Source organism: Salinicola sp. JS01 (genome assembly GCF_030284585.1).
Taxonomy (GTDB): Bacteria; Pseudomonadota; Gammaproteobacteria; order Pseudomonadales; family Halomonadaceae; genus Salinicola.
Genome location: NZ_CP127244.1, coordinates 263,288 through 287,304, shown reverse-complemented (window position 1 = coordinate 287,304; position 24,017 = coordinate 263,288). Strand labels below are relative to the sequence as shown.

The window sequence follows — 24,017 nt, the reverse complement described above, 5'->3', positions numbered from 1 at the left end:
CCACCCCGCCCGGAGATGAGCGTAAATGTCTCCGCCGGCCTTTCCCGCGCTTTGACTTCGGTTAAGCTTGGCCGCTCGCGCCACCCGACCCACCCGGCAAGGAAGATCCACGACCACCATGAATACGCTGATCCTGGTCCTGATTCTGCTGCTGGTGGCTTCGGCCACCGGTGTCATCGCACGCTTCGTGCCAGCGCTGCCGACGCCGCTGGTGCAGATCATCCTGGGCGCCCTGCTGGCCTGGCCGGCGGCCGGTCTACATGTCGAGCTGGAGCCGGAGATCTTCCTGCTGCTGTTCATCGCCCCATTGCTGTTCGCCGATGCCCGACGCTTCCCCCAGCGTGAGTTCATGAGCCTGCGCGGGCCCATTCTGGCCCTGGCGCTGGGGCTGGTGCTGTTCACCGTGGTCGGCGTGGGCTACTTCATCCACCTGCTGTTCCCGGCGCTGCCGCTGGCGGTGAGCTTCGCCCTGGCGGCGATCCTCTCGCCCACCGACGCGGTGGCGGTGTCATCGATCTCCGGCCGGCTACCGGTGCCGCCACGGCTGATGCGCGTGCTCGAGGGCGAATCGCTGATGAACGATGCCTCCGGCCTGGTGGCGTTCAAGTTCGCCGTCGCCGCCGCGCTCACCGGCACCTTCTCGCTGGTCGATGCCACCTTCAGCTTCTTCATCATCGCGGTGGGTGGGCTGGTGGTGGGGGCACTGCTGGCCATGGGCTTCAACCTGCTGCGCACCCGCCTGATCGAGCGCCATCTGGGCGAGGCGACCACGGTCCAGGTCATCCTGCTGGTGCTGCTGCTGCCGTTCGCCGCCTATCTGCTCGCCGAGCACCTGGGGCTCTCCGGCATTCTCTCCGCGGTGGCCGCCGGCATGGTGATGAACCGCGCCGACCTCAAGCGGGTCGGCCAGCTGAATGCGCGCATGCAGACCCAGAGCGTGTGGGAGATGCTGGAGTTCGTGCTCAACGCCCTGGTGTTCCTGCTGCTCGGCTTTCAGCTACCGGCGATCATCAACGGTGCCCTCGACCACTCGCTGCACGACATCGGCGACTACGAGTTCCTGCGCCTGCTCGGCTACGTGGCGATCATCTCGCTGGCGCTGCTGCTGTCGCGCTTCCTGTGGATCTGGCTGGCCAGCGAGGTCGGGCTGGCGCTGACCCGGCTGCGCGGCCTGATCCATGGCCGCCCGCGGCTGCCGACGCCGGACGGCAATGGCCGCCTGTCCCTGCGCCTGATGCTGGCGGCGACTCTGGCGGGTATCCGCGGCACCATCACGCTGGCCGCAGCGCTGTCGCTGCCGCACCTGATGGAGAACGGCACCCCCTTCCCCAACCGTGAGCTGCTGATTTTCCTCGCCACTGGGGTGATCCTGTTCACCCTGATCACCGGCAGCATCGGCCTGCCACTGGTGCTGCGCAATCTGAAGCTGCCCCGCGATACCCGCGAGTTCGACGAGGAGCGCCGCGCGCGCATTGCCGGCGCCGAGGCGGCGATCTACCGTATCGAACGCTTCCACCACGACCGTACCGGCGAATTCGCCCGCGCCAAGACCCACGACGAGACGATAATCGCCTTCAACGACATCAGCTCACAGCTGATGGCCTACTATCGCGAGCGCATGGCGCTGCACTCCACCGAGACCGCCACCCCGCAGCTCGCCACCAGCCGTGAGCTGGAGCGCGAAACGCGGCTGGAAGCGCTGCGTGCCGAGCGCCGTGAGTACTACAAGCTTCGCCAGCGCCACCGAATCAACGACAATGTGCTCAGAAAGCTGGTGCGCGAGGTCGACCTCGCCGAGGCCGCGCTGACCAGCGACCAGGGCCAGCCGGCTCACTGAACCGCGGCATGGGGCCGCACCCGCCTTGCAACGCCTGGGCGGCCGGCCCCAGATCGACGGCAACCATGGCCAACGGCCGTTCACGCGCGCCGTTCATGATCACGACTCATCCATGCGCGTGCCGAGCACGCTCGCCGACCCGGTCGGCAGCGCCATCCCGGCACGCGCGTGGAGACTGTATGTTCGTCACTGACAGGAGAGAGGGATGAAACGACCGATGTCACGCTGGATCACCGCCGCGAGCCTGGCGCTCGCGAGCCTTGCCACCGTCACCGCCGCCAGCGCCCAGGAGACGCAGGCAGCCGCGACGGTGCCGGGCTTGGTCGCCACCCCGGTCGAGGGCAGCGTGCACCAGGTGGCCGGCCGCTTCGCCGACAACGTGCGCACCAGCGGCATGACCATCTTCGCGCGCATCGACCATCGCCAGGGCGCGATGTCCCGCGACATGGCCATGCTGCCCAACGAAGTGATCGTGTTCGGCAACCCCAAGACCTCGACGCCCCTGATGCAGTGCGCCGCCACCGCCGGCATCGATCTGCCGATGAAGGCGCTGATCTGGCAGGACAGCGACGGCCAGACCTGGCTCGGCTACGACGACCCGCAGTGGATCGCCACCCGCCACGGCGTCGGCGACTGCCCCGCGGTCGCCCCGCTCAGCCGCGAAATGCAGGCGCTGGTCGAGGCGACCAAGTCGTGATGGCAGCGGGCGTCAGGCACGCAGCCCGGCGCTGCTGAAGCCACCGTCCACCGCGAGAACCTGGCCGGTCACGTAGGAGGCCTCGTCGGAGAGCAGGAAGGCGACCACGCTGGCGACCTCAGCGGGCTGGCCGTAGCGCCGGAGCGACACCCGCTCGTGCCACTGCGCGCGTACCGCATCGGTATGAATGGCGCGCGCCAGCGGCGTATCGATCGGCCCGGGCGCCACCGCATTGACCCGGATCCCCTGGGCGCCCAGCTCGCAGGCCATGACCCGCGTCAGCGCATCCTGCCCCGCCTTGGAGGCGCCGTAGGCGCTGCGCCCCTTGTTGCCGCAGCTGCCGGAGATCGACGAGATATTGACCACACACCCCGGCAACCCGCGCTCGAGCCAGTAGCGCGCCAGCGTCCGCGAAACCACGAAGGAGCCGACCACGTTGACCTCGAGGATACGGCGGAACTCCGCCACCTCGGTGTCGATGGTGGCCTTGTCGATGCCGATCCCGGCACTGTTGACCAGCGCGGTAAGCCGATAATGCGCGGCCAGGGCGTCGACCGCCGCCGATACCGCGTCTTCGTCGGCCACGTCGCAGGCGCAGACGGCGTGGTCGGGCAGGTCGAGTTCGGCGCACGCCCTGGCCAGCCCCTCGGCCGAGCGATCCAGCAGGCAGACATCCCACCCGCGCGCCTTGAGCAGCGACGCGATCGCCAGGCCGATGCCCGATGCGCCACCGGTGATCACTGCCGCCCCGCCGGTCGCGGCCTGCGCTGGAGAGTTTACGGCACTCGTCGAGTTCATCTTACGCTCTTGGCTCATGCCGCTGTCTCCGCATCCGGCAACCACTCTTCCAGCGTCACCTCGAAGGTCACGCAGACCGGGTTCCAGCCCGCCAGAAAGGGGCCACCGTAGACATTGCCCTGCGTGTCGGCGACGATCCCTGCCAGCGCTGCTACCGGCGCGCCGTCCGGTCCCGAGCGGACCTCACCGGCAATACTCACCACCTCAACGGCGGGCCCGGAGACCTGCTGGTAACCACCGTCGCGTAGTCCGAGGCTGGCATCTATCAGACTCCCAAGGCCTCCGCGCACGAAGGCGTGGCGGAACCCCTCGGCGAGGCAGAGCTTCTCCACTCCCTGTACCAAATCCTCGTTGGGCGCGATGCGCGCGTAGGCGACCCGCCCCATGCGGCCGGTCTCGGTGGTCGCAATCCGTGTCGTATCTGCGTTGGCCATCTCAGGACTCCTTGAAGGGCTTCAACAGAGGGATATTGGTCTCGTCGTCGAGGGCCTGGCGCAGCTCGAAGCCCTCCAGCGCGGTCACCAGCACCGGAATCGGCTGTGCGCCGACGATCGAGGCCTGCGGCACGATGTGCCCACCCTTGACCTCGCCGCTCGCGACGCGCACCGACGCATGACAGTGCACGAGGGCCTTGCCCTGCATGTCTTTGCCCAGGGTGGCGTTGCCGAACACCAGATAGGCCGCCCCCGCGTCGATCGGCGGGGAGTAGGCGATGACCGCATGGCCGCTGGGATCAGGGGGTGCCACACAGTACTCGAGGCGCGCGAACTGGCCGCCGAGGATGGTGGTCGAGGCGCTGGTCACGCCGATATCCGCCAGCGGCCGCACCAAGGCGTCGTAGAGCGACAGCCCCGGCGTCAGCAGCAGCCGTATGTGGCGACCGCTCTGGTGATGCATGCTGTGAATGCGCACCGGGCTGAAACGCCCGACATGACGCAGCATGCGCGGGCGGTGATAGCCGGCGTGACGCGACTGGGTCATGGGGTTGCCTCCCGGCGCTCTAACGCCTGCCGCACGAGCTGCTTGGTGATCTTGCCGTAACTGGACTTGGGCAGGCTGTCGAACAGGTGATAGCGCCGCGGCACCTTGTAACTCGCCACGTGCGCCTTGACCCAGCCTTCGAGCGCCGCGAGATCGAGCTCGGCCCCCTCCCGAGGGACCACCGCCGCCACGCCGATCTCGCCCCAGCGCGGGTCCGGCATGCCCACCACTGCGACCTCGCGGATATCCGGATGGGTGAGCATTTTCTCCTCGATCTCGCGCGGGTAGATATTGGAGCCGCCGGAGATGTACATGTCCGACGCCCGCCCGGTGATGTAGAGAAAGCCTTCGTCGTCGAGATGGCCCAGGTCCCCGGTCCGGAACCAGCCGTTGCGGAACGACTTGGCGTTGGCCTCCGGGTTGGCATAGTAGCCGGCGAAAACGCCGAGGCCGCAGACACAGATCTCGCCGCTCTCATGCGGCGGCAGTTCACGGCCGGTCTCGTCCTGGATAGAGACCTGCATCGCGGTACGGTCATAGCCACAGGTGCCCACCTTGAAGCAGGCGTCATCGGCGCTGTGCAGCTGCGGTGGCAGCACGGTGATATTGCCGGTTACTTCGCCCAGCCCGTAGTACTGCACCAGCACCGGCCCCAGGCGCGCCAGCGCACGCTGCTGATCGGCGCGGTACATCGGCGCACCAGCGTAGATCACGTAGCGCAGTGAAGCCGCCGAGTAACGCTCGGCCGCGGGGTCCTCCACCAGCAGCTTGACGATGGTGGGCACGGTGAACAGGTTGGTGATGCGATGGGCATCGATCAGCGCGAAGATCTCCTCGGCATCGAACCCCGACGCGCTCGGCAGCACGGTCTTCACGCCCCGCGCCAGCTGGGTCAGATAGTGGATCCCCGAGCCGTGGGAGAGCGGCGCCACCACCAGGCTGGCGTCACTCGCCTGATCGGTGCCCGGCATCAGATCGCACAGGTGGTTGGTGACGATGAAGCCCATCTGGCCGTGGGTGAGCACCGCCGCCTTGGACTTGCCGGTAGTGCCGGAGGTGAAGAAGAACCAGCACGGGTCGTCGTGCTCGACGTCGATGTTGGCGCAGGCCTGCCCCAGATATGCTGCCACCAGGGCCTCGTAGTCGAGGTCGCCGCCCTCTGGCGTTTCACCGAGACAGAGGGTCAGACGCAGCGCCGGGTCGGCTGCCGCCATGGCCTGCCGATGGGGCTCGAACTCTGGCCCCACCACCAGCATCTTCGCCTGGGTCAGTTCGGCGAGCCAGGCCGCCTCTTCCGGCGCGATACGGAAGTTGGCCGGCGCCCAGATCGCCCCCAGCCGAAAAGCGGCGAGCTGCGTCTCGATCATCTCGAAGCCGTTGCGGCTCTGCACCAGCAGGCGATCACCCTTTTCCAGCCCGTGTGCCCGCAGCCCCAGCGCCAAGGCGCTGACGCGTTGATCCAGCGCCCGCCAGGAGAGCGTCCTGTCACCCATCACCAGCGCCGGTGCCTCGGGGTAGCGCCGCGCCGCCTGGGTGAGAAAGTGCGCCAGATTCATCACCCGCCGGCTCACCGGCGCGAGACCGCCCAAGGGATGCTGCCGGGTATCGCTCATCGCACGCGCTCCAGGATGCTGACGTAGTTGGCCACCGCGGCGCCGCCCATGTTGAACACGCCGGCGAGGCCGGCCCCGGGAATCTGCATGTCAGCGGCCTCGTGCATCAGTTGCATGCAAGCCAGCACGTGCATCGACACGCCGGTCGCCCCTACCGGATGCCCCTTGGCCTTGAGCCCGCCGGAAGGATTGACCGGCAGGCGCCCATCCTTGTGGGTCCAGCCCTCGCGGATCGCACGATACCCTTCGCCCCGCGGCGTCAGCCCCATGGCCTCGTACTCGATCAGCTCGGCGATGGTGAAGCAGTCGTGGGTCTCGACCAGATCGAGATCATTCAGGCCGAGTCCGGCCTGATCCAGCGCCCCCCGCCAGGCCCGCGCCGCCCCCTCGAAGGCGGTCGAATCGCGACGACTCAGCGCCAACACGTCGTTGGCCTGCACCCGAGCGCGAAAGCCGATCGCCCGGTGCAGCGCCTGCGCGGTCTGTGGGTCCGCCAGCACCAGCGCGGCGGCGCCATCGGAGATCATCGAGCAGTCGGTACGCCGTAGCGGATCGGCCACCAGCGGATTGCCCTCATCGGCCCGGTTGCAACGTTCGAAGCCGAGATCGCGGCGCACATGGGCCAGCGGATTGGCGACGCCGTTGGCGTGATTCTTGGCCGCGATCATGGCCATCTCCTCGCGGCGGTCGCCGTAGCGTGCGAAGTAGTCGCTGGCGATGCGCGCGAAAACGCCGGGAAAGCCCCCCGGGGCCTGCTCCTCACGGCGGTAGCTGGCCCCCAGCAGGATCTCGCCTACCGCGGCCGAGGGCAGCGCCGTCATCTTTTCCGCACCGATCACCAGCGCGATCCTGCCACGGCCGGACTCGATAAAGTCCATGCCCGCATGAATCGCCGCGGAACCGGTGGCGCAGGCGTTCTCAAGCCGCGTGGCCGGGGTCGAGGCCAGTGCCGGCTCGCCCATGCCGACCAGCGCAGCCTGAAAATCCTGGGGAGAAAAACCGTTGTTCATGACGCCTACGAAAATGGCATCGACGGCCTCCGGGGTGATCCCGGCGTGCGCCAGGGCCTGGGGGGTAACCTGCGCCATCATGGCTTCGGTATCGGCCTCGGGGCGCTTGCCGAACGGCAGATGAGCCCAGCCGACAATCGTGGCTTGCGTTGACATACTTTCTCCACATTCCATAAAATGGAACAATAAATGGCGATATAAATTACGCTATTCGCTGACTAGAGGGCATTCAACCGAAAGATGGCCGTTATATACCAAATAATTAGGCCACATTATGGAACGATAGGAGCCAACCATGAACTCAGGCCATATCCAGGGTGCGCAGTCCACCTATCGCACCCTGCAGGTCCTGCGTGCCATTGCCGGAGAGCTGGGCAGCGGCGTGTCGCTGGCCTACATCACCCAGCGCACAGGACTCTCCAAGCCCACGGTTCACCGATTGCTACAGGCGCTCATGGCAGAGGGCATGGTCGAGAAGAGCGATGAAGAGGGTTATTTCCTGGGGCCGGAGTGTTACGCCCTGGGGGTGATCGCCAACCAGCGCTATGGCCTGAGGGAGATCGCGGCGACGCCGGTCGCGCGCATTGCCGCCGACACCGGCGATAGCGCCTTTTTCTGCCTGCGCAGCGAGTGGCACTCGCTCTGCCTCATCCGGGAAGATGGCAGTTACCCGATCAAGACCCACGTACTGCAGCCCGGCACGCGCCTGCCACTGGGCGTGGGTGGCGCCGGCATCGCGATGCTGGCCGCGATGAGCGACGACGAGGTGGAGCAGTGTCTGGCCGCCAATGCCGAGGAGTGCGCAGCACACTTCCCCAACGATCAGCGCGCGGATCACCTGCCGCGGATCGCCGAGTGCCGCGCCCTGGGCTACGGCATCAATCGTGGCTCGGTGGTTGCGGGCTCCTGGGGCATCGGCGCCGCCGTGCGCGACCGCCACGGGCGTGTGCTCGGCGCGCTCTCGGTGGCGGCGATCGAGAGTCGCCTGCAGCCCCAGCGCCAGCGCGAGCTCGGCCCGCGCCTGGTCGAGGCCGCCAGAACGCTGGAAGCCAAGATCCATCGCGCTCAGCGCATGCGCTGAGCGCGGGCTTCACCTGCCCTCTCGGCATTGGCAACCGCTCAGCCCGTGGCGGCACGCAGCGACAGTCCGCCATCCACGCGCAGGCTCACCCCGGTGATGTAGCGAGCCATGTCAGAGGCCAGAAACAGCGACGCATTGGCCACGTCCCAGGCATCTCCCATGAACCCCGTGGGACACTGGCGATGGCGCGCTTCGAGCATCGCCGCGGTGTCGCCACCATAGGCCGCGGTGAGTGGCGCGTGGATCATCGGCGTATCCATCAGCCCGGGTAGAATGCAGTTGGCGCGAATGCCATCGGCCGCACACTGGGCCGCCAGATTCTCAGTGAAGGCGATAATCGCTGCCTTGGACGCGGTGTAGGCCGAGTAGGCGAAACCGATCCAGCGCACCGCCGCGATCGAGGAGATATTGACGATGCACCCGCCGCCCTGGCGCCGCATGATCGGCAGCACGTGCTTGCAGCTGAGGAAGACACTGGTCTGATTGATCCGCAGCATCTGCTCCCATGCCGCCTCGGAGGTCTCCTCCGGCCCACCGGTGATGGCCATACCGACATTGTTGTGCAGCACATCGATCCCGCCGAGGGCAGCGGCGGCGCGCTCGATCATCGCCGCCACCTCCGCCGCCTGGCCCACGTCCGCCTCCAGCGCCTCGCACTCACCGCCCGATTCGCGAATCAGGGCCTGGGTCTCACGCGCCGCCGACAGATCGCGGTCCACCGCCACGACCCGCGCCCCCTGGCGGGCATAGGCGACCGCTGCGGCCTTGCCGTTGCCCCAGCCGTCACCGCAGGCACCCGCCCCCACCACGACCACGCGCCGGCCGGCCAGCAAGCCGCCGGCACCGAGCGCCCCTGCATGGCGCGGTGCGCCGCCCAGCGTCTCATTCGGCATGTCGCACCTCCTCGATCGCCTGCTGGAAGGTGTCGACCAGTGCCGGCCCCACCTTCTGTGACCAGCTGTCGAAGGTCTGGCGCGTCGCCTGCTGGAAGTCGCCGAGCTGGGCGTCGTCCAACTGCGTGATCTCCATGCCATGCTCGGCCAGGGTGGCGTAGCCCGACTGCGTCTGCTCGCGGGTGAGTGATTTCTGATAATCCATCGCCTCCTGGGCCGCCTGACGCATCGTCTGCTGCATCTCGGGGCTCCAGGCGTTCCACTTCTCCTCGCTCACGGCGAGAAAGGCGGGGTCATAGGAGTAGTGCCAGGCGGTCAGATACTTCTGCACCTCGTAGATGCGCTGCGGCACGATGACCGCCCCGACGGGGTTTTCCTGGCCATCGACCACGCCCTGCTGCAGCGCGGCAAAGGTCTCGGTCCACTGGATCTGCTGTGGATTGGCTCCCAGCTCGTCCATGACATCGATGAACATCGGGCCGGCCACGCGGATCTTCATACCGCGCAGGTCGGCAGGGGAGGAGACCGGCTTGACGCTGTTGGTCAACTCGCGGAAACCGCTCTCCCCCCAGCCCAGCACGACGAGACCGTGCTCAGCCATGATCTGCTCCATCCGCCGTGCCGGCTCTCCCTGGAGCGTGGCGTCGACCTCCGCATAGTTGCGATACAGGTAGGGCAGCGAGAACACCGCCATCTCGGGAATCAGCGGAGTGACCGAGATCGCCGTGGAGAGCACGAAGTCGATATCGCCACGCCCCACCATTTCGGCTTGTCGCAACTGATCGCCGCCAGCAAGCACCGCATTGGCGAACACCTTGACCTGCGTCTGCCCCTGGGTCGCGGTATCGACGAGCTGCGCGAAACGCGCCGCTCCCATGTTGCGACTCGTGGCGTCGCTGGTCTCACTGGATAGCCGCAGTGTCTCTGCCGCCACGCCGGTGGAGACCAGCAACAGCAGGCTCCCCACGACAGCGCCACTTGCCCTCAACACGCCGATCTTCACGTTACAAAACAACGCCATAACACCCTCCGATTCGTGTGAAAGCGCCACCGCAAAGACGCCGGCGCCCCCCGAGAATCGGGAAAGCACTTGCCGCCCGGCAATACGACCTACTGACTAAATTTCATATTATGGAATTTTTTAAAAACCAACATGCCAATAAAAATCGGAAGAATACGAAGAAAGGACTATGTGATAGAAAAGCTATTACTATAATAATCAATAAATTAGAATAAAAAAGACTCACAGCTGCCCGGGTGTTTACAACCATCGTCCAATTCCACGCCACGGCCGGCTCGTCCACCCTGCCATCGACACGCAAAAATAATTCCATTCTACGGAACGCGAGAACCCCCATGATCAAGCGCACGTTGATTCCGCTGGCCGTTGCCGCATGCACCATCCTGCTCTCGCTCTCGGCGCATGCCGAGACCTATCGCCTGACCCACAACACCTCCGACGCTACCTCCTGGCAGAAGGGCGCCGAGAAGTTCAACGAACTGCTCAAGCAGGCGTCCGACGGCGATATCGGCGTGCGTATCTTCCCCAATGCCGTACTCTCCGGCGGTGATCAGATGAAGCAGGCGGAGATGGTGGGCCGTGGCGATATCGACTTCGTGATCACCTCGGCGATCAACGTCACCCCGCTGATTCCCGAGATGGCGGTGTTCTCGCTGCCCTATCTGTTCTCCAACTATGCCCAGGTGGACAACGCCATTCAGGGCGCCCCGGGGGACGCGGTGAAGGAGATCGCCCGCGACAATGGCATCGAGATCCTCGCCTGGGGCGAGAACGGCTTTCGCGAGCTGACCAATAGCGTCAAGCCGGTCTCCTCGCCCGCAGACCTGCGTGGCATGAAGATCCGCGTGGCCGGTCCGATGTACATCGATGTGTTCGATGCCCTCGGTGCCAACCCGCAGCAGATCCAGTGGACCGAGACTTTCTCGGCACTACAGCAGGGCGTGGTCGATGGCCAGGAGAATCCGGTGGGCTCGATCATCGTGCCGCAGCGGCTCTATGAAGTGCAGAAGTATCTGACCGAGTGGCACTACTCCTACGACCCGATTTTCATCGGGGTCAGCGAGAAACGCTGGAACGGTTGGGACGCCAAGACTCAGGCGCTGGTGACCAAGGCCGCGCAGGAGGCCATGGCCTATCAGCGCGGCCTGGCGCGCGACCAAACCCGCAGCGGTGTCGAGACGCTCAAGCAGCACGGCATGACCATCACTACGCTCGACGCTGAACAACTGGCGGCATTCAAGCAGGCCACCAGCAAGGTTTATGACCAGTGGGCGGCACGTGTCGGCGAGGATCTGGTCACGCAGTTCGAACAAGCGGTCAACGATACCCCCAGCCAGTAACTCGACGATCAACACGGGAGCAAGACGCTGATGCGATCGGCCTGGCAGCATTTCGAGGAAGTGATCTGCGGCTGCGTGTTTCTCGGCATGACGCTGTTGGGCTTCGTCAATGTCGTGGTGCGCAATCTCACCAACTACTCGCTGGCGTCGACCCAGGAGCTGATCATCAACGGCATGGTGCTGCTGACGGTATTCGGCGCGGCGATCGCGGCCAAGCGCGGCCAGCATCTGGCGGTGACGGTGCTCTACGATATCGCCCCCGCCCGCTTCAAGCGCGTGCTGGTGGTGGTCTCGACCCTGCTGGTGCTGGTGACGCTGGTGCTGTGCACGCTCTTTACCGTGACCCTGCTCGATCACCAGTACACCAGCGGGGTGGTTTCCAGCGCCCTGCAGGTGCCCCAGTGGTACTACACGCTGATTCTACCGCTGGGCTTCGTCATGCTGATGATTCGCCAGCTGGAGCTGGCGATCGCCGAGCTGCGCCGTCCGGGAGGTGTCGCATGCTAGACCTCTCCGCCGGTACCCAGATGATCATCCTGTTCTTCGTGCTGGTCCTGATCCGTGTGCCGGTGGCTTTCAGCCTGGCACTGTCAGCCATGGCGGCGATGTACGTCATGGGCTTCGGGCTCGACATGGTGGGCGACCTGATCGTTTCCGGCATCGCCAAGTACTCGCTGCTGGCGATTCCGTTCTTCATCCTCGCCGGCAATATCATGGGGATCACCGGTATCGCCGAGAAGATGATCAATTTCTTCCGTACCCTCGTCGGCGGGCTGCCCGGTGGCATGGGGTTGGTCGGCACCGTGGTGTGCCTGTTCTGGGGCGCGGTGAGCGGTTCGGGGCCGGCCTCGGTGGCGGCGATCGGGCCGTTGATCATCCGCGGCATGGTCGCCGACGGCTACTCCCGCGCCTTTGCCGCAGGCCTGGTCTGCACCGGCGCGGCGCTGTCGCTGATCATTCCGCCCTCGATCGGCCTGGTGATCTACGGCATCCTCGCCGGCACCTCGATCTCGGATCTGTTCCTGGCCGCGATCCTGCCGGGCCTGATGCTCGGAGTGCTGATGCTGTGCGCACTGCCGTTCGCGCGACTGAGTGCCACCCCACCCTCGGCGAGCGAGAGTGCCAGCGCGGATGCCGCCTTCTTGCACGCAGTGGGCGAAGACGCCGGCCAGCCCTATGCCACGCGCTTGCTGCGCGCCTTCCGCGAGGCGTTCTGGGGTCTGCTGACACCGGTGGTCATTCTGGGCGGCATCTATGGCGGTCTGTTCACCCCCACCGAAGCGGCGATCGTGGCCACCGTCTTCGCCATGTTCGTGGGTTTCTTCATCTACCGCACGCTCAGCCCGCGGGCGCTGTTCGCCTGCGTGGCGGCCTCGGCGGGGTCCTCCGCGGTGGTCATGCTGGTGGTGGCGTTCGCCAGTCTGTTCGGCTGGGTGGTGGTGGTCGACGGGCTGGTCGGCGACTACTCGGATGCGCTGCTGGGCATTAGCCAGAGCCCCTGGGTGATCGTGCTGATGATGCTGGTCATCCTGCTGCTGGCAGGGATGTTTATGGACGCCATCACCATCATGTTCATCACCCTGCCGATCTTCATGCCCGTGGTGCAGCAGTTGGGCCTCGACCCGACCTGGTTCGGGGTGGCCTTGATGACGGCGCTCTCCATCGGCCTGATCACCCCGCCGGTGGGCATCAATCTGTTCGTCGCCGCCAATATCACCGGGCTGCCGCTGGGCCAGATCGCGCGCGGTGTGGTGCCCTTCCTGATCGTGTCATTGATCGGACTACTGATCGTGGCCTATGTGCCGGCGATCTCGCTGATCGCGCTCTAGCCACACCGCACCTAGCGCGACGGCACCGAGACCGACGACGACAGATATCAAGACCAAGACAAAGACGCCGGCCCTGGGGCCGGCGTCGATGCGTTGTGGGCCAGACGCTTTGGACTGGCGCGGATGACTCAGGCCGTACGCGCCTCGGGCACGTCATCCATCAGCTTTTCGAGGGTGATCGGCAGCTCGCGGATCCGCTTGCCGGTGGCGTGGTGCACCGCGTTGGCCACGGCGGCGGCAAGCCCGGTGATGCCGATCTCGCCGATGCCGCGGGCGCCGTATTCGTTGAACCGAGTGTCGGGGTAGTCGAGCAGAATGACATCGACCTCGGGCTGGTCGGCGTGGACCGGCACCACGTACTCGGCATAGTCGTTGTTGACCGGACGGCCATTGCGGGCATCGTACTCGGTCGCCTCGAACAGCCCCATGCCGATACCCATGACGATCGCGCCTTCGACCTGATTGCGCGCAGTGGTTTCGTTGATCACCCGGCCGACATCGATGGCGCTGACCACGCGGGCCACGCGCAGATGCGAGATGCCAGGGTCCCAGCGCACCTCGACGAAGTGCGCGCCGAAGGAGCGGTAGGAGTACTGTGCATCAGCCCCCTCGGTGTGGGCTTCACCGTCGGCGCTGCCGTAGCGCGCAGCGCCAAGGATGTCGGCAAAGCTCATCTGCTTGCCATCGGCGTTGCGCAGGCCGCCCTCGGCGACCTCGAGAGCGTCGCTGGCGACACCGGCGAAGGCACCATTGGCGCCGGTGGCGTAGCGCTTCATCTCATCCAGAGCGACCCGCGTGGCCTTGGCGATCGCCGGCAGCGTGGTCGCGGTGGCCCAGGAGCCACCGGAGACCGGGCCATCCGGGTAGGAGGAGTCCCCCAGTTCGACCGTGATCCGCTCCAGCGGCAGGCCGGTGAGATCGCTCACCGCCTGGGCGACGATGGTGTAGGTGCCGGTGCCGATGTCCTGGGTGGCGCAGGAGGCAAACGCCGTCCCGTCGGCACGCAGCGAGACCCGCGCGTCGCACGGGCGCTTGAGCGCCTCCCAGTTGCATGCCGCCATGCCGTAGCCGACGATCTCGCGCCCCTGGCGCATGCTGCCGATCTCGGGGTTGCGCGCGGCCCAGCCAAAGCGCTCGGCGGCGCGCTGGGTCGCCTCGACGATATGGTTGCTGGAGAAGTCGAGGTCTTTGCTCTCGTCACGCTCGGCGTAGTTGGCGAGGCGAAAATCGAGCGGGTCGACGCCAGCCGCGGCGGCCATTTCGTCTACCGCCGACTCCAGCGCGAACAGCCCCGGGGCGGCACCTGGGGCGCGCATCGAGGTGGGCGTGCCGCGATTCACCTGGGTCGTTGCATGACTGACCGTGAGATTGGGGCAGCTGTAGAGACTCTTGGTCACGCTGCCGCAGGTCTCGACGTACTGGTCGGTGAACGAGGTGGTGTTGATCGATTCGTGACGCAGCGAAACCAGCTTGCCGCTGCCATCGGTGGCCAGGCGCAGGCGCTGGCGCGTCTCCGGGCGATGGCCGGTGGTGGTAAACATCTGCGCCCGCGGCACCATCAGCTGTACCGGGCGCCCCAGCTCACGCGCCGCGGCGGCGGTGGCCACGGCGTGGGGCCAGGTCCACAGCTTGCTGCCGAAACCGGAGCCGATATAGGGCGCGTGCACGGTGACCCGCTCCGGCGGGATGGCGAAGATCTTGGAGAGCGCGTTACGCGCCATCACCACGCCCTGGGAGGCATCGAAAATGGTGAGATGGTCGCGCTCCCACCACGCCGTGGAGGCGTGCATCTCCATCGGGTTGTGGGTCTCCACCGGGGTGCGGTAGGTCACGTCGATGTGCCGGGCAGCGCTGTCGAAGGCTGCCGCGGCATCGCCGCGCGAGTGATTGCCGCTGCCGCTTTGGGTGCCGTGGGCCGCGACGCCCTGTTCGAGATTGGCGAGTGCCGCGTCTTCGGCATAGCTGACGTCGACCTCACGCGCCGCCGCGCGGGCGTTCTCGAAGGTATCCGCCACCACCAGCGCCACGAACTGGCCGGCGTAGTAGATGCGCTCGTCCTCGAACGGCAGACGCGTCTCCTCGACCTTGTTGCCCTGGGCAAAGCTCGACGGCGAGCGGTAGAGCTTGGGGAAGTGCCCGTGGTGGAAGACCTCGATCACGCCGGGCATCCGACGCGCGCGTTCCACGCTCAGTTGGGTCACCTTGCCGCTGGCGATGGTGCTGAACACCCCGTAGCCGTAGGTGAGACCGGCGGGCAGTTGATCGGCGGCGTAGTGGGCGCGCCCCGAGAGCTTGTCGGGGCCGTCGATACGCGGCACGCCGGCACCGATGATCTTACTGAAGTGCGGGTCGCTGGGCTTGTCGTCACTCATCTGGATCTCTCCTCGCCGCGGCTCAGGCAGTGGTCAGGTCGGTCAGGTTGCGCACGATCGCCTGCTGGCCGAGGGGAATCTTGTAGGCGTTATGGGCGTAGGCGGTGGCATGCGCGAACGCGCGCTTGGCGGCATCGGCAAAGCGCTGCTCGCTCACCGGCTGGCCCTTGAGCGCAGCCTCGACCTCCGGCACCCGCCACGGCTTGGTGCCGACGCCACCCAACGCCACCCGTGCTTCACCAATGGTGTCGCCGTCGAGCGTCACGATCACTGCGCTGGAGGCGAGCGCGAACTGATACGACTGGCGGTCGCGCAGCTTGAGATAAGCCGAGCGGCTGCCGGCGAGCGGCGCGTCGAGCACCACGTGGGTGATCAGCTCGCCGGGTGCCAGCGCATGTTCGCGCTGCGGCGTGTCGCCGGGCAGCAGATGGAAGTCGGCGAAGTCGATCTCGCGCCGGCCCTCCGGGCCCTCGACCTGCACCTTGGCGCCGATCGCCGCCATCGCCACGCACATGTCCGACGGATGCGCGGCGATGCAGCTGTCGCTGGTACCGAGCACCGCATGGACCGAGCGGTTGACGCCACCGATGGCGGCACAGCCGCTGCCCGGCTCGCGCTTGTTGCAGGCCGAGACGCCGTCGCGGAAATAGGGGCAGCGCACCCGCTGCATCAGGTTGCCGCCGGTGGTGGCCTTGTTGCGCAGCTGGGTCGAGGCGCCCGCCAGCAGCGCCTGAGACAGCACGGCATAGTCCGCGACGACGCGCTGGTCGCGGGCCAGCGCGGTGTTTGTCACCATGGCGCCGATGCGCAGACGGCCGTCGTCCAGACGCTCGATGCGGTCCAGCGCCACACCATTGATATCGACCAGCTTGCGCGGCTGCATCACGTCCAGCTTGACCAGATCGAGCAGCGTGGTGCCGCCGGCCAGAAAGGCCGCCTGGTCATCGCTGCCGTGGGCCGCGATCGCGGCCGCCGGGCTCTCCGCCCGGGCATAATCGAAGGCTCTCATGCCGGATCTCCTGCGAGCTTGCCACGCGCCGACTGGATCGCCGCGACGATGTTCTTGTAGGCGCCACAGCGGCAGATGTTGCCGCTCATCGCCTCGCGCACCTCGGCATCGCTGGTGCCGATCGCCGGGTCGTTGAGAATCGCCACCGCGCTCATCATCTGACCCGCGGTGCAGTAGCCACACTGATAGGCATCGTGCTCAAGAAAGGCTTGCTGGATCGGGTGGCGCTGGCCGTTCTTCTCCAGCCCTTCGACCGTGGTGATCTCGTCGCCGTCGTGGCTGACCGCCAGGCTCAGACAGGCGTTGATCGCGGTGCCGTTGACCAGCAGCGTGCAGGCACCGCACTGGCCATGATCGCAGCCCTTCTTGGTGCCGGTGAGTCCCAGCCCGTGGCGCAGGGCGTCGAGCAGGATGACGTTGGGCGTCACGTCGAGCCGATGCGTCTGGCCGTTGACGCTCAGCGTGATGCGCTGCTTGCCCTCTGCAGGCGGGGCATCGGTCTGGGTCTGCGGCTGGTCCGGCGACCCGGCATAGCTGACCTGAGACAGCGCCGGTGCCGCCGCAATAGCGAGACCGGAGGCCCCCGCAGACTGCAGGAACCGCCGCCGCGCGGGAGAGCGAGGCTGGGTGTCGCCGCGGGGGTCGAAATGATCGACGCCCGGCGCGGTGCGCTCGTTGTCATCCATGTCTGAGATCCTCATCAAGGCTGTGCCGCTACCGGCATCTTTGTCTTTTCAGCGTGGCGTTCTGGATGGTCGTACCAACGTTTCTTGCCGCCACCGCCAGCCTGGCTTGACGCTGTCGGAGGCGACGGGGCTGCACCGGGCGTGTCAGGCACCGCAGCACAGCTGGTGTTGGTCGCATCGTCGGGAAAGCGGCAGGTAAAGGAGGCGTAGTGCTTCACTGAACTTAGGAAAAGTGCGGCAACAATGCCAAATCATTGGCGTAATTCGCGCGATTCGCGCAGAAATGGGCATCTTCCGCAGGCCCGCGACGCATCTGGCCTTTTGCTCGGGCCTGCCGTATGTTTTCGCCCAACTGCATCGTCACAGGGATCAGAGAGATGAGTGCTTCACTTCATGGTGTCCGTCTACTGGCGCTCGCCGTCGGCCTTTCCACCGCCGCCGCGGCCAGCGCGGCCCAGCCGACCTGGGAAGGCAGCGTCGGCGCCGGGGCGATCTATGCCCCGGACTATCTGGGTAGCGACGACTACGAGTGGAACGCCTGGCCGTCGCTGGATGCGACCTACGGCGATACCTTCTTCGTCAGCGTGACCGACGGCATCGGCTGGAATCTGGTACGCGAGGGCAAGTGGCGGGTCGCGCCTTTCATCGGCTACACCTTCGGCCGCGACGACACCGGCGACATCCGCGCCCTGGATCAGGTCGACGGCGGCGCCACCGCCGGCCTGCGCGCCAGCTATCTCGACGACACCTGGCGCTACAGCGCCGCCGCCGAAACGCCCTTCACCGGTGATATCGACGGCTATCGGGTCAAGTTCGCGGCGACCCACGTCGCCCGCCTCGGCGAGCGCGCCGCCTTCACCGTCGGCCCGCGCTTCAGCTACACCAGCGCGGCCTGGACCGAAGATCTGTTCGGCGTCTCGACGGGCGAAAGCGCGCGCTCGGGGATTCGTGCCTACGACCCGAACGATGGCTACTTCACCCTCGGCGCCGATGCCACTCTAAGCTACTACCTTACCCGCCAGTGGTCGATCACCGGCCTGGTCGGCGTGGCGCGCCTCACCGGCGACGCCGAGGACAGCCCGATCGTCGACGACCTCGGCGACGCCACCCAGTGGCGCGCGGGGGCTTTCATCAACTATCACTTCTAACGCCTAGCACGGGTGACAGAAAGTACTGGTGACAGAAAGCACGGGTGACACCGAGCACCGGTGACATCGCCAGGGGCGAGCCACGCCGCCCCATCGGCAAAAACGCCCGCCCCGGGGTAACCGGGGCGGGCGTTTTCGTCTTTCCAGTGACAGCGCTGGGGTTGATGCCAAAAGTCGGCGAGCGAAGTGCGTTCTCTTACCCAGCCTAACGGCGCTTCAACTCGGCACCGAACTCGAGCATCCGATTCAGCGGGATCAGCGCCTGGCGTGCGATCTCGGGATCGACATGGATCTCCTGACCGCAGCCGTTGGCGTCTGCCAGCACCGCCAGGGTGTTCTCGAGACCGTTCATCGCCATCCACGGGCAGTTGGCGCAGCTTCTGCAGGTGGCGCCATTACCCGCGGTGGGGGCGGCCATGAAGGTCTTGTCCGGCATCAGCTGCTGCATCTTGTAGAAGATGCCGCGATCGGTGGCGACGATGAAGCTGGGGTTGTCGAGCTTCTGGGCCGCGCTGATCAGCTGCGAGGTGGAACCGACCACATCGGCGATCTCCACCACCGAGGCCGGTGACTCCGGGTGCACGAGCACCGCAGCCTGCGGGTGCAGCGCCTTGAGATCGAGAATCCCCTTGGCCTTGAACTCGTCATGGACGATGCACTCGCCCTCCCAGCAGAGCACGTCGGCCCCGGTTCGCTCGCGCACATAGTGTCCCAGATGGCGATCCGGCGCCCACAGAATCTTTTCGCCCTGGCGGTCGAGGTGATCGATCAGCTCCACCGCGATCGACGAGGTCACTACCCAGTCGGCACGCGCCTTCACCGCCGCCGAAGTATTGGCGTAGACCACCACGGTGCGCTCCGGATGCTGATCGCAGAAGGCGGAGAAGGTATCCGCCGGACAGCCGATGTCCAGCGAGCAGGTCGCCTCCAGCGTGGGCATGAACACCCGCTTCTCGGGGCTCAGGATCTTGGCGGTCTCGCCCATGAAGCGCACTCCGGCGACGATCAGCGTGGTCGCCGGATGATCCTTGCCGAAGCGCGCCATCTCCAGCGAATCGGCGACGCAGCCACCGGTCGCTTCCGCCAGCGCCTGGATCTCGGGATCGGTGTAGTAGTGCGCGACCAGCACCGCGTTACGCGCCTTCAACTGCGCCGCGATACGCGCCCGATAGTGCGCTCTGGCCTCTTCATCGAGCGCCGGCTGCGCCTGGCCCGCCAGATGCTCGCGAACGCGTTCCCGCTCCCGCTCCGCCATCGCTTCGTCTCCGTCAGTCCTGCAACCACTCGGTATGGAAGGTCCCTTCGCGATCGACACGCTTGTAGGTGTGGGCGCCGAAAAAGTCGCGCTGGGCCTGGATCAGATTGGCCGGCAGTTTCTCGCTGCGATAGCTGTCGTAGTAGGCGATCGCCGAGGAGAAGGTCGGCACCGGGATGCCGTTCTGGACGGCATGAGCGATCACGTCGCGCAGCGCCTGCTGGTAGTTGCCGGCGATTTCACCGAAGTACGGCGCCATCAGCAGGTTGTTGAGCTCGGGGTTCTCCTGGTAGGCATCGGTGATCTTCTGCAGGAAGCGCGCACGGATGATGCAACCGGCACGGAACAGCTTGGCCACTTCACCGTAGTTCAGGTCCCAACCATGATCTTCGGAGGCGGCGCGCATCTGAGCGAAGCCCTGGGCGTAGGAGGCGATCTTGCTGAAGAAGAGCGCCTTTCGCACCTTCTCGATGAACTCGGCCTTGTCACCCTCAAAGGTCTTCTGCGCCGGGCCCTTGAGCACCTTGGACGCTGCGACACGCTCGTCCTTCAGCGCGGAGATGAAGCGCGCGAAGACCGACTCGGTGATCAGCGGCAGCGGCACGCCGAGATCCAGCGCGCTCTTGCTGGTCCACTTGCCGGTGCCCTTCTGCCCCGCCGAGTCGAGGATGATATCGACCACGTCGTGATCGCTCTGGTCATCCTGCTTGGTGAAGATCTTGGCGGTGATATCGATCAGGTAGCTGTCGAGTTCGCCTTCGTTCCACTCACTGAACACGTCGGCCAGCTCGGCATTGGAGAGCCCCAGCGAGCCCTTGAGGATCGCGTAGGCTTCGGCGATTAGCTGCATGTCGCCGTACTCGATGCCGTTATGGACCATCTTGACGTAGTGGCCGGCACCGTCCGGGCCGACATAGGCCACGCAGGGCTCGCCGTCGTCGGCACGCGCGGCGATCTTCTCGAGGATCGGCGCCACCATGTCGTAGGCTTCCTTCTGCCCCCCGGCATGATCGACGGCCCTTTCAGCGCGCCCTCCTCGCCACCGGAGACGCCGGTGCCGATGAAGTTGAAGCCCGCTTCGGAGAGCTCCTTGTTGCGGCGGATGGTGTCCTCGAACGGGGTATTGCCGCCGTCGATCAGGATGTCGCCCTGGTCGAGATGCGGCTTGAGCGACTCGATCGTCTTGTCGGTGGCATCGCCGGCCTTGACCATCAGCAGAATGCGTCGCGGGGTCTCCAGCGACGCCACGAACTCCTCGACGCTGTAGAACGGTTTGAGCTTGCTGTCGCCGTTCTCGGCCATCACCTCGTCGGTCTTCTCCGCCGAGCGATTGTAGATCGACACCGTATAGCCGCGACTCTCGATGTTGAGCGCCAGATTGCGCCCCATGACGGCCATGCCGACCACGCCGATTTGCTGTTTGGCCATGGAATTGATGCTCCTTGCAAAAATGAAGCCGCCACGCGGCGATGAACGTCACCCGCTGACGGATGCTCCCTATTGTAAGGCAGAGCGGGCGTTCCGCCGAATCGCCCGCTGCCCCGCCCGGCACCGCCGGCTGGAGACTAACCCGCCGGGGCTCAGTGCGCCTCGTCCCAATTGGCGCCGCTATTGGCGTCGACGATCAGCGGCACCTTGAGCTCGGCGGCGCGCTGCATGCGCTGGCGCACCGCGGCGATGAAGTCGTCGCTCTGCGCCTCGGCGACCTCGAAGACCAGTTCGTCGTGCACCTGCATCACCATCCAGGCGTCGAATTCGGCCTGACCCTTGGCGGGGTTGAGCCAGTGGTGCACGTCGATCATGGCGAGCTTGATGATGTCCGCCGCGGTGCCCTGCATCGGCGCGTTGATCGCGGTGCGTTCGGCGGCCTGGCGCCGGGCGTGATTCTGCGCCTTGATCTCCGGCAGATAGAGCCGGCGCCCGAACACCGTCTCCACGAACCCATCTTCCGCCGCCTGGGCGCGAATCCTGTCCATGAAGGTGGCGACGTTGGGGTAGCGGTCGAAGTAGCGGTCGATATAGGTCTGCGCCTGACCGCGTTCGATGTGCAGCTGCTTGCCCAGGCCCCAGGCGCTCATGCCATAGATCAGCCCGAAGTTGATCGCCTTGGCACTGCGTCGCTGATCCACGGTGACCTTCTCCAGCGCCACGCCGAAGACCTCGGCGGCAGTGGCGGCGTGGATGTCCTGATCGTTGGCGAAGGCGTCGAGCAGGCCCTTGTCATCGGAGAGGTGAGCCATGATGCGCAGCTCGATCTGCGAGTAGTCGGCGGCGACGATACGGTAGCCGTCGCGGGCGACGAACGCCTGGCGGATCTTGCGCCCCTCTTCGGTGCGAATGGGGATGTTCTGCAGATTGGGGTCGGAGGAGGACAGCCGCCCGGTGGCGGTGACCGCCTGGTGATAGCTGGTGTGCAGCCGCCCGGTGGCCGGGTTGACCAGCCGCGGCAGTTTGTCGGTGTAGGTCGACTTGAGCTTGGTCATGCCGCGGTGGGCCATGATCAGCTTGGGCAGCGGGTAGTCCAGTGCCAGTTCCTCGAGCACCGCTTCGGCGGTACTCGGCGCGCCCTTGGGCGTCTTCTTGATCACCGGGATCTTCTGCTCGTCGAACAGGATCTCGGCGAGCTGCTTGGGCGAGCCGAGGTTGAACTCCCGGCCCGCCAGCTCGAAGGCTTCGCTCTCGAGCTCGCGAATGCGGGTTTCCAGCGCCTGACTCTGGGCGTGCAGGCGCGCCGGGTCGAGGGCCACGCCGCCGCGCTCCATATGCGACAGCACCGGAATCAGCGGCCGTTCGATGCGATCGAGCACCTCGGCCAGGCGCCCTTCCGCCTCGAGCTTGGGCCGCAGTTCGCGATGCAGGCGCAGGGTGATATCGACGTCCTCGCAGGCGTAGGGAACCGCCTCCTCGAGCCCGATCTGATCGAAGGTGAGCTGCTTGGCGCCCTTGCCGGCGATCTCTTCGAAGCTGATCGTCTTCTCACCGAGGTACTTGAGCGCCAGCGAATCCATGTCGTGTCGCGTCGCGGTGGAGTTCAAGACGTAGGACTCGAGCATGGTGTCGATCAGCTCGCCGGCGACCCGGATGTCGTAGCGCGCCAGTACCGAGATGTCGTACTTGAGGTTCTGCCCGATCTTGGCGATGTCAGGGTTTTCGAGCAGCGGCTTGAGCGCCGCCAGCACTGCGTCGCGGTCGAGCTGATCGGGGGCATCCAGGTAGGCGTGTGCCACCGGAATGTAGGCGGCCTCGTGCGGCTCGAGCGACAGCCCGATGCCGACGATATCGGCCTCCATGTAGTTGAGGCTGGTGGTCTCGAGATCGAAGCAGAATGCCTCGCTCGCCGCCAGGCGCTCGACCCAGGCGTCGAACTCCGCTTGGGTGAGCAGGGTGTGGTCTTCGCGCGTGGCGCTGGCCAGCGCCGGATCCTCGTCGACATCATCGCTCGCCACCGCACTGCCCGAGGCGACGTCGTCCACGCCCTCGTCCTTGCCGTCGAGCAGTTCATTGAGCCAGTTCTTGAATTCGAGCCGGGTGTACAGCGCCTTCAGGGCCTCGCGGTCCGGCTCGGCCAGGTGCAGCTCGTCGAGCCCCACCGGCAGCTCACAGTCGGTCTTGATCGTGGCCAGGCGATAGGAGAGAAAGGCCTGCTCGCGGTTGGCTTCGAGCTTCTTGGGCAGCGTCTTGGCACCGCGGAAATCGAGCGTGGTGACGCGCTCGAGATCGGCGTAGATGGTGTCGAGGCCGCCGCCCATGCCCTGGAGCAGGCCGAGCGCGGTCTTCTCGCCGACCCCGGGGACGCCGGGGATGTTGTCGACCTTGTCACCCATCAGCGCCAGGTAGTCGATGATCAGCTCGGGCGGTATGCCGAACTTCGCCTCCACCCCGGCCACGTCGAGGGTTTCGTCCTTCATCGTGTTGACCAGGGTGATATGGGCGTTGACCAGTTGGGCCATGTCCTTATCGCCGGTGGAAATCACCGCATCGCGCCCGGATTCGGTAGCAAGCCGGGCCAGCGTGCCGATGACGTCGTCCGCCTCGACCCCCTCGATGCACAAAAGCGGCAGACCGAGCGCTCTGACACAGTCGTGCAGCGGCTCGACCTGGGGCCGCAGATCGTCCGGCATCGGCGGCCGGTGGGCCTTGTACTCGGCGTAGATCTCGTCGCGAAAGGTCTTGCCCTTGGCGTCGAACACCACCGCCATCGGGCTCAGCGGATACTGCTTGATCAGGCTCTTGAGCATCGCCAGCACCCCACGCACTGCACCGGTCGGCTGACCGTCGGAGGTCGACAGCGGCGGCAGGGCGTGAAAGGCGCGATAGAGATAGGAGGAACCGTCGACGAGGACGATGGGGGCATCTGCCATGAGCTGGGGCATCCGTGACTGGCTTTCGATGGTCTCATGATACGCAAGGCGCCGCTCGGCGTCAGGGCGCACCGCCGGCAATCGGG

Annotated in this window: 21 protein-coding genes; 7 read left to right on the top strand and 14 right to left on the bottom strand. The window is 66.1% G+C overall.

Translation table 11 applies throughout. The annotated features are described in order from the left end of the window. Positions 1-118: 118 nt before the first annotated feature. Both QO259_RS01495 and QO259_RS01490 read left to right on the top strand, forming a co-directional pair. Positions 119-1,837 carry a Na+/H+ antiporter gene (locus QO259_RS01495; RefSeq protein WP_285951533.1) on the top strand — a complete coding sequence of 573 codons (1,719 nt, stop codon included), beginning with the start codon at positions 119-121 and terminating at the stop codon, positions 1,835-1,837. Positions 1,838-2,042: 205 nt separating this feature from the next. Next, complete coding sequence (locus QO259_RS01490) at positions 2,043-2,534, top strand: DUF302 domain-containing protein (protein ID WP_285951532.1); 492 nt, start codon at positions 2,043-2,045, stop codon at positions 2,532-2,534. 12 nt (positions 2,535-2,546) lie between these two features. Here QO259_RS01490 and QO259_RS01485 read toward each other — a convergent pair whose 3' ends face one another. From QO259_RS01485 to QO259_RS01465, 5 genes are read right to left on the bottom strand one after another with little or no spacing between them, the layout of a single operon-like run. Continuing rightward, complete coding sequence (locus QO259_RS01485; protein WP_285951531.1) at positions 2,547-3,350, bottom strand: SDR family NAD(P)-dependent oxidoreductase; 804 nt, start codon at positions 3,348-3,350, stop codon at positions 2,547-2,549. Beyond that, positions 3,347-3,766 (bottom strand): PPC domain-containing DNA-binding protein, encoded by a 420-nt coding sequence (locus QO259_RS01480; protein ID WP_285951530.1) that lies wholly within the window; start codon positions 3,764-3,766, stop codon positions 3,347-3,349. Before QO259_RS01480 ends, QO259_RS01485 begins: the two co-directional genes overlap by 4 nt. Before the next feature lies 1 nt (position 3,767). Continuing rightward, complete coding sequence (locus QO259_RS01475) at positions 3,768-4,313, bottom strand: PPC domain-containing DNA-binding protein (RefSeq protein WP_233076869.1); 546 nt, start codon at positions 4,311-4,313, stop codon at positions 3,768-3,770. Further along, complete coding sequence (locus tag QO259_RS01470; protein WP_285951529.1) at positions 4,310-5,926, bottom strand: acyl-CoA synthetase; 1,617 nt, start codon at positions 5,924-5,926, stop codon at positions 4,310-4,312. Before QO259_RS01470 ends, QO259_RS01475 begins: the two co-directional genes overlap by 4 nt. Then, positions 5,923-7,092 (bottom strand): acetyl-CoA acetyltransferase, encoded by a 1,170-nt coding sequence (locus QO259_RS01465; RefSeq protein ID WP_207034391.1) that lies wholly within the window; start codon positions 7,090-7,092, stop codon positions 5,923-5,925. The genes QO259_RS01470 and QO259_RS01465 overlap by 4 nt, the downstream gene beginning before the upstream one ends. A gap of 139 nt (positions 7,093-7,231) precedes the next feature. Between QO259_RS01465 and QO259_RS01460 the strand changes: the two genes are divergently transcribed. Next, positions 7,232-8,017: an IclR family transcriptional regulator gene (locus tag QO259_RS01460; RefSeq protein ID WP_285951528.1), complete on the top strand. Its 786-nt coding sequence runs from the start codon at positions 7,232-7,234 to the stop codon at positions 8,015-8,017. 38 nt (positions 8,018-8,055) lie between these two features. Here QO259_RS01460 and QO259_RS01455 read toward each other — a convergent pair whose 3' ends face one another. Together QO259_RS01455 and QO259_RS01450 are read right to left on the bottom strand one after the other, a co-directional pair. Continuing rightward, on the bottom strand, positions 8,056-8,910 hold the full coding sequence (locus QO259_RS01455) for an SDR family NAD(P)-dependent oxidoreductase (RefSeq protein WP_285951527.1): 855 nt from the start codon (positions 8,908-8,910) through the stop codon (positions 8,056-8,058). Then, positions 8,900-9,877, bottom strand: coding sequence for a DctP family TRAP transporter solute-binding subunit (locus QO259_RS01450; protein WP_285951526.1), 978 nt, complete (start codon positions 9,875-9,877; stop codon positions 8,900-8,902). The genes QO259_RS01455 and QO259_RS01450 overlap by 11 nt, the downstream gene beginning before the upstream one ends. A 389-nt stretch (positions 9,878-10,266) precedes the next feature. Here QO259_RS01450 and QO259_RS01445 point away from each other — a divergent pair, with 389 nt between their 5' ends. Genes QO259_RS01445 through QO259_RS01435 form a run of 3 tightly spaced genes read left to right on the top strand, consistent with a single transcriptional unit; the run spans position 10,267 to position 13,100 of the window. Then, complete coding sequence (locus QO259_RS01445) at positions 10,267-11,271, top strand: DctP family TRAP transporter solute-binding subunit (RefSeq protein ID WP_207034396.1); 1,005 nt, start codon at positions 10,267-10,269, stop codon at positions 11,269-11,271. A 30-nt stretch (positions 11,272-11,301) separates the two neighbouring features. Further along, a complete protein-coding gene (locus tag QO259_RS01440; protein ID WP_207034399.1) occupies positions 11,302-11,778 on the top strand; it encodes a TRAP transporter small permease in 477 nt (158 codons plus the stop codon). After that, entirely contained in the window at positions 11,772-13,100 is a 1,329-nt protein-coding gene (locus QO259_RS01435) for a TRAP transporter large permease (protein WP_285951525.1), read from the top strand. Before QO259_RS01440 ends, QO259_RS01435 begins: the two co-directional genes overlap by 7 nt. 128 nt (positions 13,101-13,228) lie before the next feature. Here QO259_RS01435 and QO259_RS01430 read toward each other — a convergent pair whose 3' ends face one another. Genes QO259_RS01430 through QO259_RS01420 form a run of 3 tightly spaced genes read right to left on the bottom strand, consistent with a single transcriptional unit; the run spans position 13,229 to position 17,167 of the window. Further along, on the bottom strand, positions 13,229-15,472 hold the full coding sequence (locus tag QO259_RS01430) for a xanthine dehydrogenase family protein molybdopterin-binding subunit (RefSeq protein ID WP_285951524.1): 2,244 nt from the start codon (positions 15,470-15,472) through the stop codon (positions 13,229-13,231). A gap of 22 nt (positions 15,473-15,494) precedes the next feature. Beyond that, positions 15,495-16,481 (bottom strand): FAD binding domain-containing protein, encoded by a 987-nt coding sequence (locus QO259_RS01425; RefSeq protein WP_285951523.1) that lies wholly within the window; start codon positions 16,479-16,481, stop codon positions 15,495-15,497. After that, the gene (locus tag QO259_RS01420; protein WP_233076870.1) at positions 16,478-17,167 is read right to left on the bottom strand and encodes a (2Fe-2S)-binding protein; all 690 of its coding nucleotides are present in this window, start codon (positions 17,165-17,167) and stop codon (positions 16,478-16,480) included. Before QO259_RS01420 ends, QO259_RS01425 begins: the two co-directional genes overlap by 4 nt. Before the next feature lie 377 nt (positions 17,168-17,544). Here QO259_RS01420 and QO259_RS01415 point away from each other — a divergent pair, with 377 nt between their 5' ends. Next, the gene (locus tag QO259_RS01415; protein ID WP_285951522.1) at positions 17,545-18,315 is read left to right on the top strand and encodes a MipA/OmpV family protein; all 771 of its coding nucleotides are present in this window, start codon (positions 17,545-17,547) and stop codon (positions 18,313-18,315) included. A gap of 205 nt (positions 18,316-18,520) precedes the next feature. Here the strand turns inward: QO259_RS01415 and nadA are convergent, their stop codons facing one another. The 4 genes from nadA to polA form a co-directional block, all read right to left on the bottom strand. Then, positions 18,521-19,570 carry a quinolinate synthase NadA gene (gene nadA, locus QO259_RS01410; RefSeq protein ID WP_285951521.1) on the bottom strand — a complete coding sequence of 350 codons (1,050 nt, stop codon included), beginning with the start codon at positions 19,568-19,570 and terminating at the stop codon, positions 18,521-18,523. 13 nt (positions 19,571-19,583) lie between these two features. Continuing rightward, positions 19,584-20,525 (bottom strand): NADP-dependent phosphogluconate dehydrogenase, encoded by a 942-nt coding sequence (gnd, locus tag QO259_RS01405; RefSeq protein WP_285952720.1) that lies wholly within the window; start codon positions 20,523-20,525, stop codon positions 19,584-19,586. Continuing rightward, the gene (locus QO259_RS20340) at positions 20,411-20,998 is read right to left on the bottom strand and encodes an NAD(P)-binding domain-containing protein (RefSeq protein WP_285951520.1); all 588 of its coding nucleotides are present in this window, start codon (positions 20,996-20,998) and stop codon (positions 20,411-20,413) included. Before QO259_RS20340 ends, gnd begins: the two co-directional genes overlap by 115 nt. Before the next feature lie 152 nt (positions 20,999-21,150). Continuing rightward, the gene (gene polA / locus QO259_RS01395) at positions 21,151-23,931 is read right to left on the bottom strand and encodes a DNA polymerase I (protein ID WP_285951519.1); all 2,781 of its coding nucleotides are present in this window, start codon (positions 23,929-23,931) and stop codon (positions 21,151-21,153) included. Positions 23,932-24,017 lie beyond the last annotated feature (86 nt).

Coding starts and splice junctions, on each gene's coding strand:
- QO259_RS20340 (WP_285951520.1), bottom strand. CDS start 20,998: ATGGCCAAACAGCAAATCGGCGTGGTCGGCATGGCCGTCATGGGGCGC.
- QO259_RS01460 (WP_285951528.1), top strand. CDS start 7,232: ATGAACTCAGGCCATATCCAGGGTGCGCAGTCCACCTATCGCACCCTG.
- QO259_RS01470 (WP_285951529.1), bottom strand. CDS start 5,926: ATGAGCGATACCCGGCAGCATCCCTTGGGCGGTCTCGCGCCGGTGAGC.
- QO259_RS01445 (WP_207034396.1), top strand. CDS start 10,267: ATGATCAAGCGCACGTTGATTCCGCTGGCCGTTGCCGCATGCACCATC.
- QO259_RS01475 (WP_233076869.1), bottom strand. CDS start 4,313: ATGACCCAGTCGCGTCACGCCGGCTATCACCGCCCGCGCATGCTGCGT.
- nadA (WP_285951521.1), bottom strand. CDS start 19,570: ATGGCGGAGCGGGAGCGGGAACGCGTTCGCGAGCATCTGGCGGGCCAG.
- QO259_RS01495 (WP_285951533.1), top strand. CDS start 119: ATGAATACGCTGATCCTGGTCCTGATTCTGCTGCTGGTGGCTTCGGCC.
- QO259_RS01480 (WP_285951530.1), bottom strand. CDS start 3,766: ATGGCCAACGCAGATACGACACGGATTGCGACCACCGAGACCGGCCGC.
- QO259_RS01430 (WP_285951524.1), bottom strand. CDS start 15,472: ATGAGTGACGACAAGCCCAGCGACCCGCACTTCAGTAAGATCATCGGT.
- QO259_RS01420 (WP_233076870.1), bottom strand. CDS start 17,167: ATGGATGACAACGAGCGCACCGCGCCGGGCGTCGATCATTTCGACCCC.
- QO259_RS01415 (WP_285951522.1), top strand. CDS start 17,545: ATGAGTGCTTCACTTCATGGTGTCCGTCTACTGGCGCTCGCCGTCGGC.
- QO259_RS01465 (WP_207034391.1), bottom strand. CDS start 7,092: ATGTCAACGCAAGCCACGATTGTCGGCTGGGCTCATCTGCCGTTCGGC.
- QO259_RS01490 (WP_285951532.1), top strand. CDS start 2,043: ATGAAACGACCGATGTCACGCTGGATCACCGCCGCGAGCCTGGCGCTC.
- QO259_RS01425 (WP_285951523.1), bottom strand. CDS start 16,481: ATGAGAGCCTTCGATTATGCCCGGGCGGAGAGCCCGGCGGCCGCGATC.
- QO259_RS01440 (WP_207034399.1), top strand. CDS start 11,302: ATGCGATCGGCCTGGCAGCATTTCGAGGAAGTGATCTGCGGCTGCGTG.
- QO259_RS01485 (WP_285951531.1), bottom strand. CDS start 3,350: ATGAGCCAAGAGCGTAAGATGAACTCGACGAGTGCCGTAAACTCTCCA.
- polA (WP_285951519.1), bottom strand. CDS start 23,931: ATGGCAGATGCCCCCATCGTCCTCGTCGACGGTTCCTCCTATCTCTAT.
- QO259_RS01455 (WP_285951527.1), bottom strand. CDS start 8,910: ATGCCGAATGAGACGCTGGGCGGCGCACCGCGCCATGCAGGGGCGCTC.
- QO259_RS01435 (WP_285951525.1), top strand. CDS start 11,772: ATGCTAGACCTCTCCGCCGGTACCCAGATGATCATCCTGTTCTTCGTG.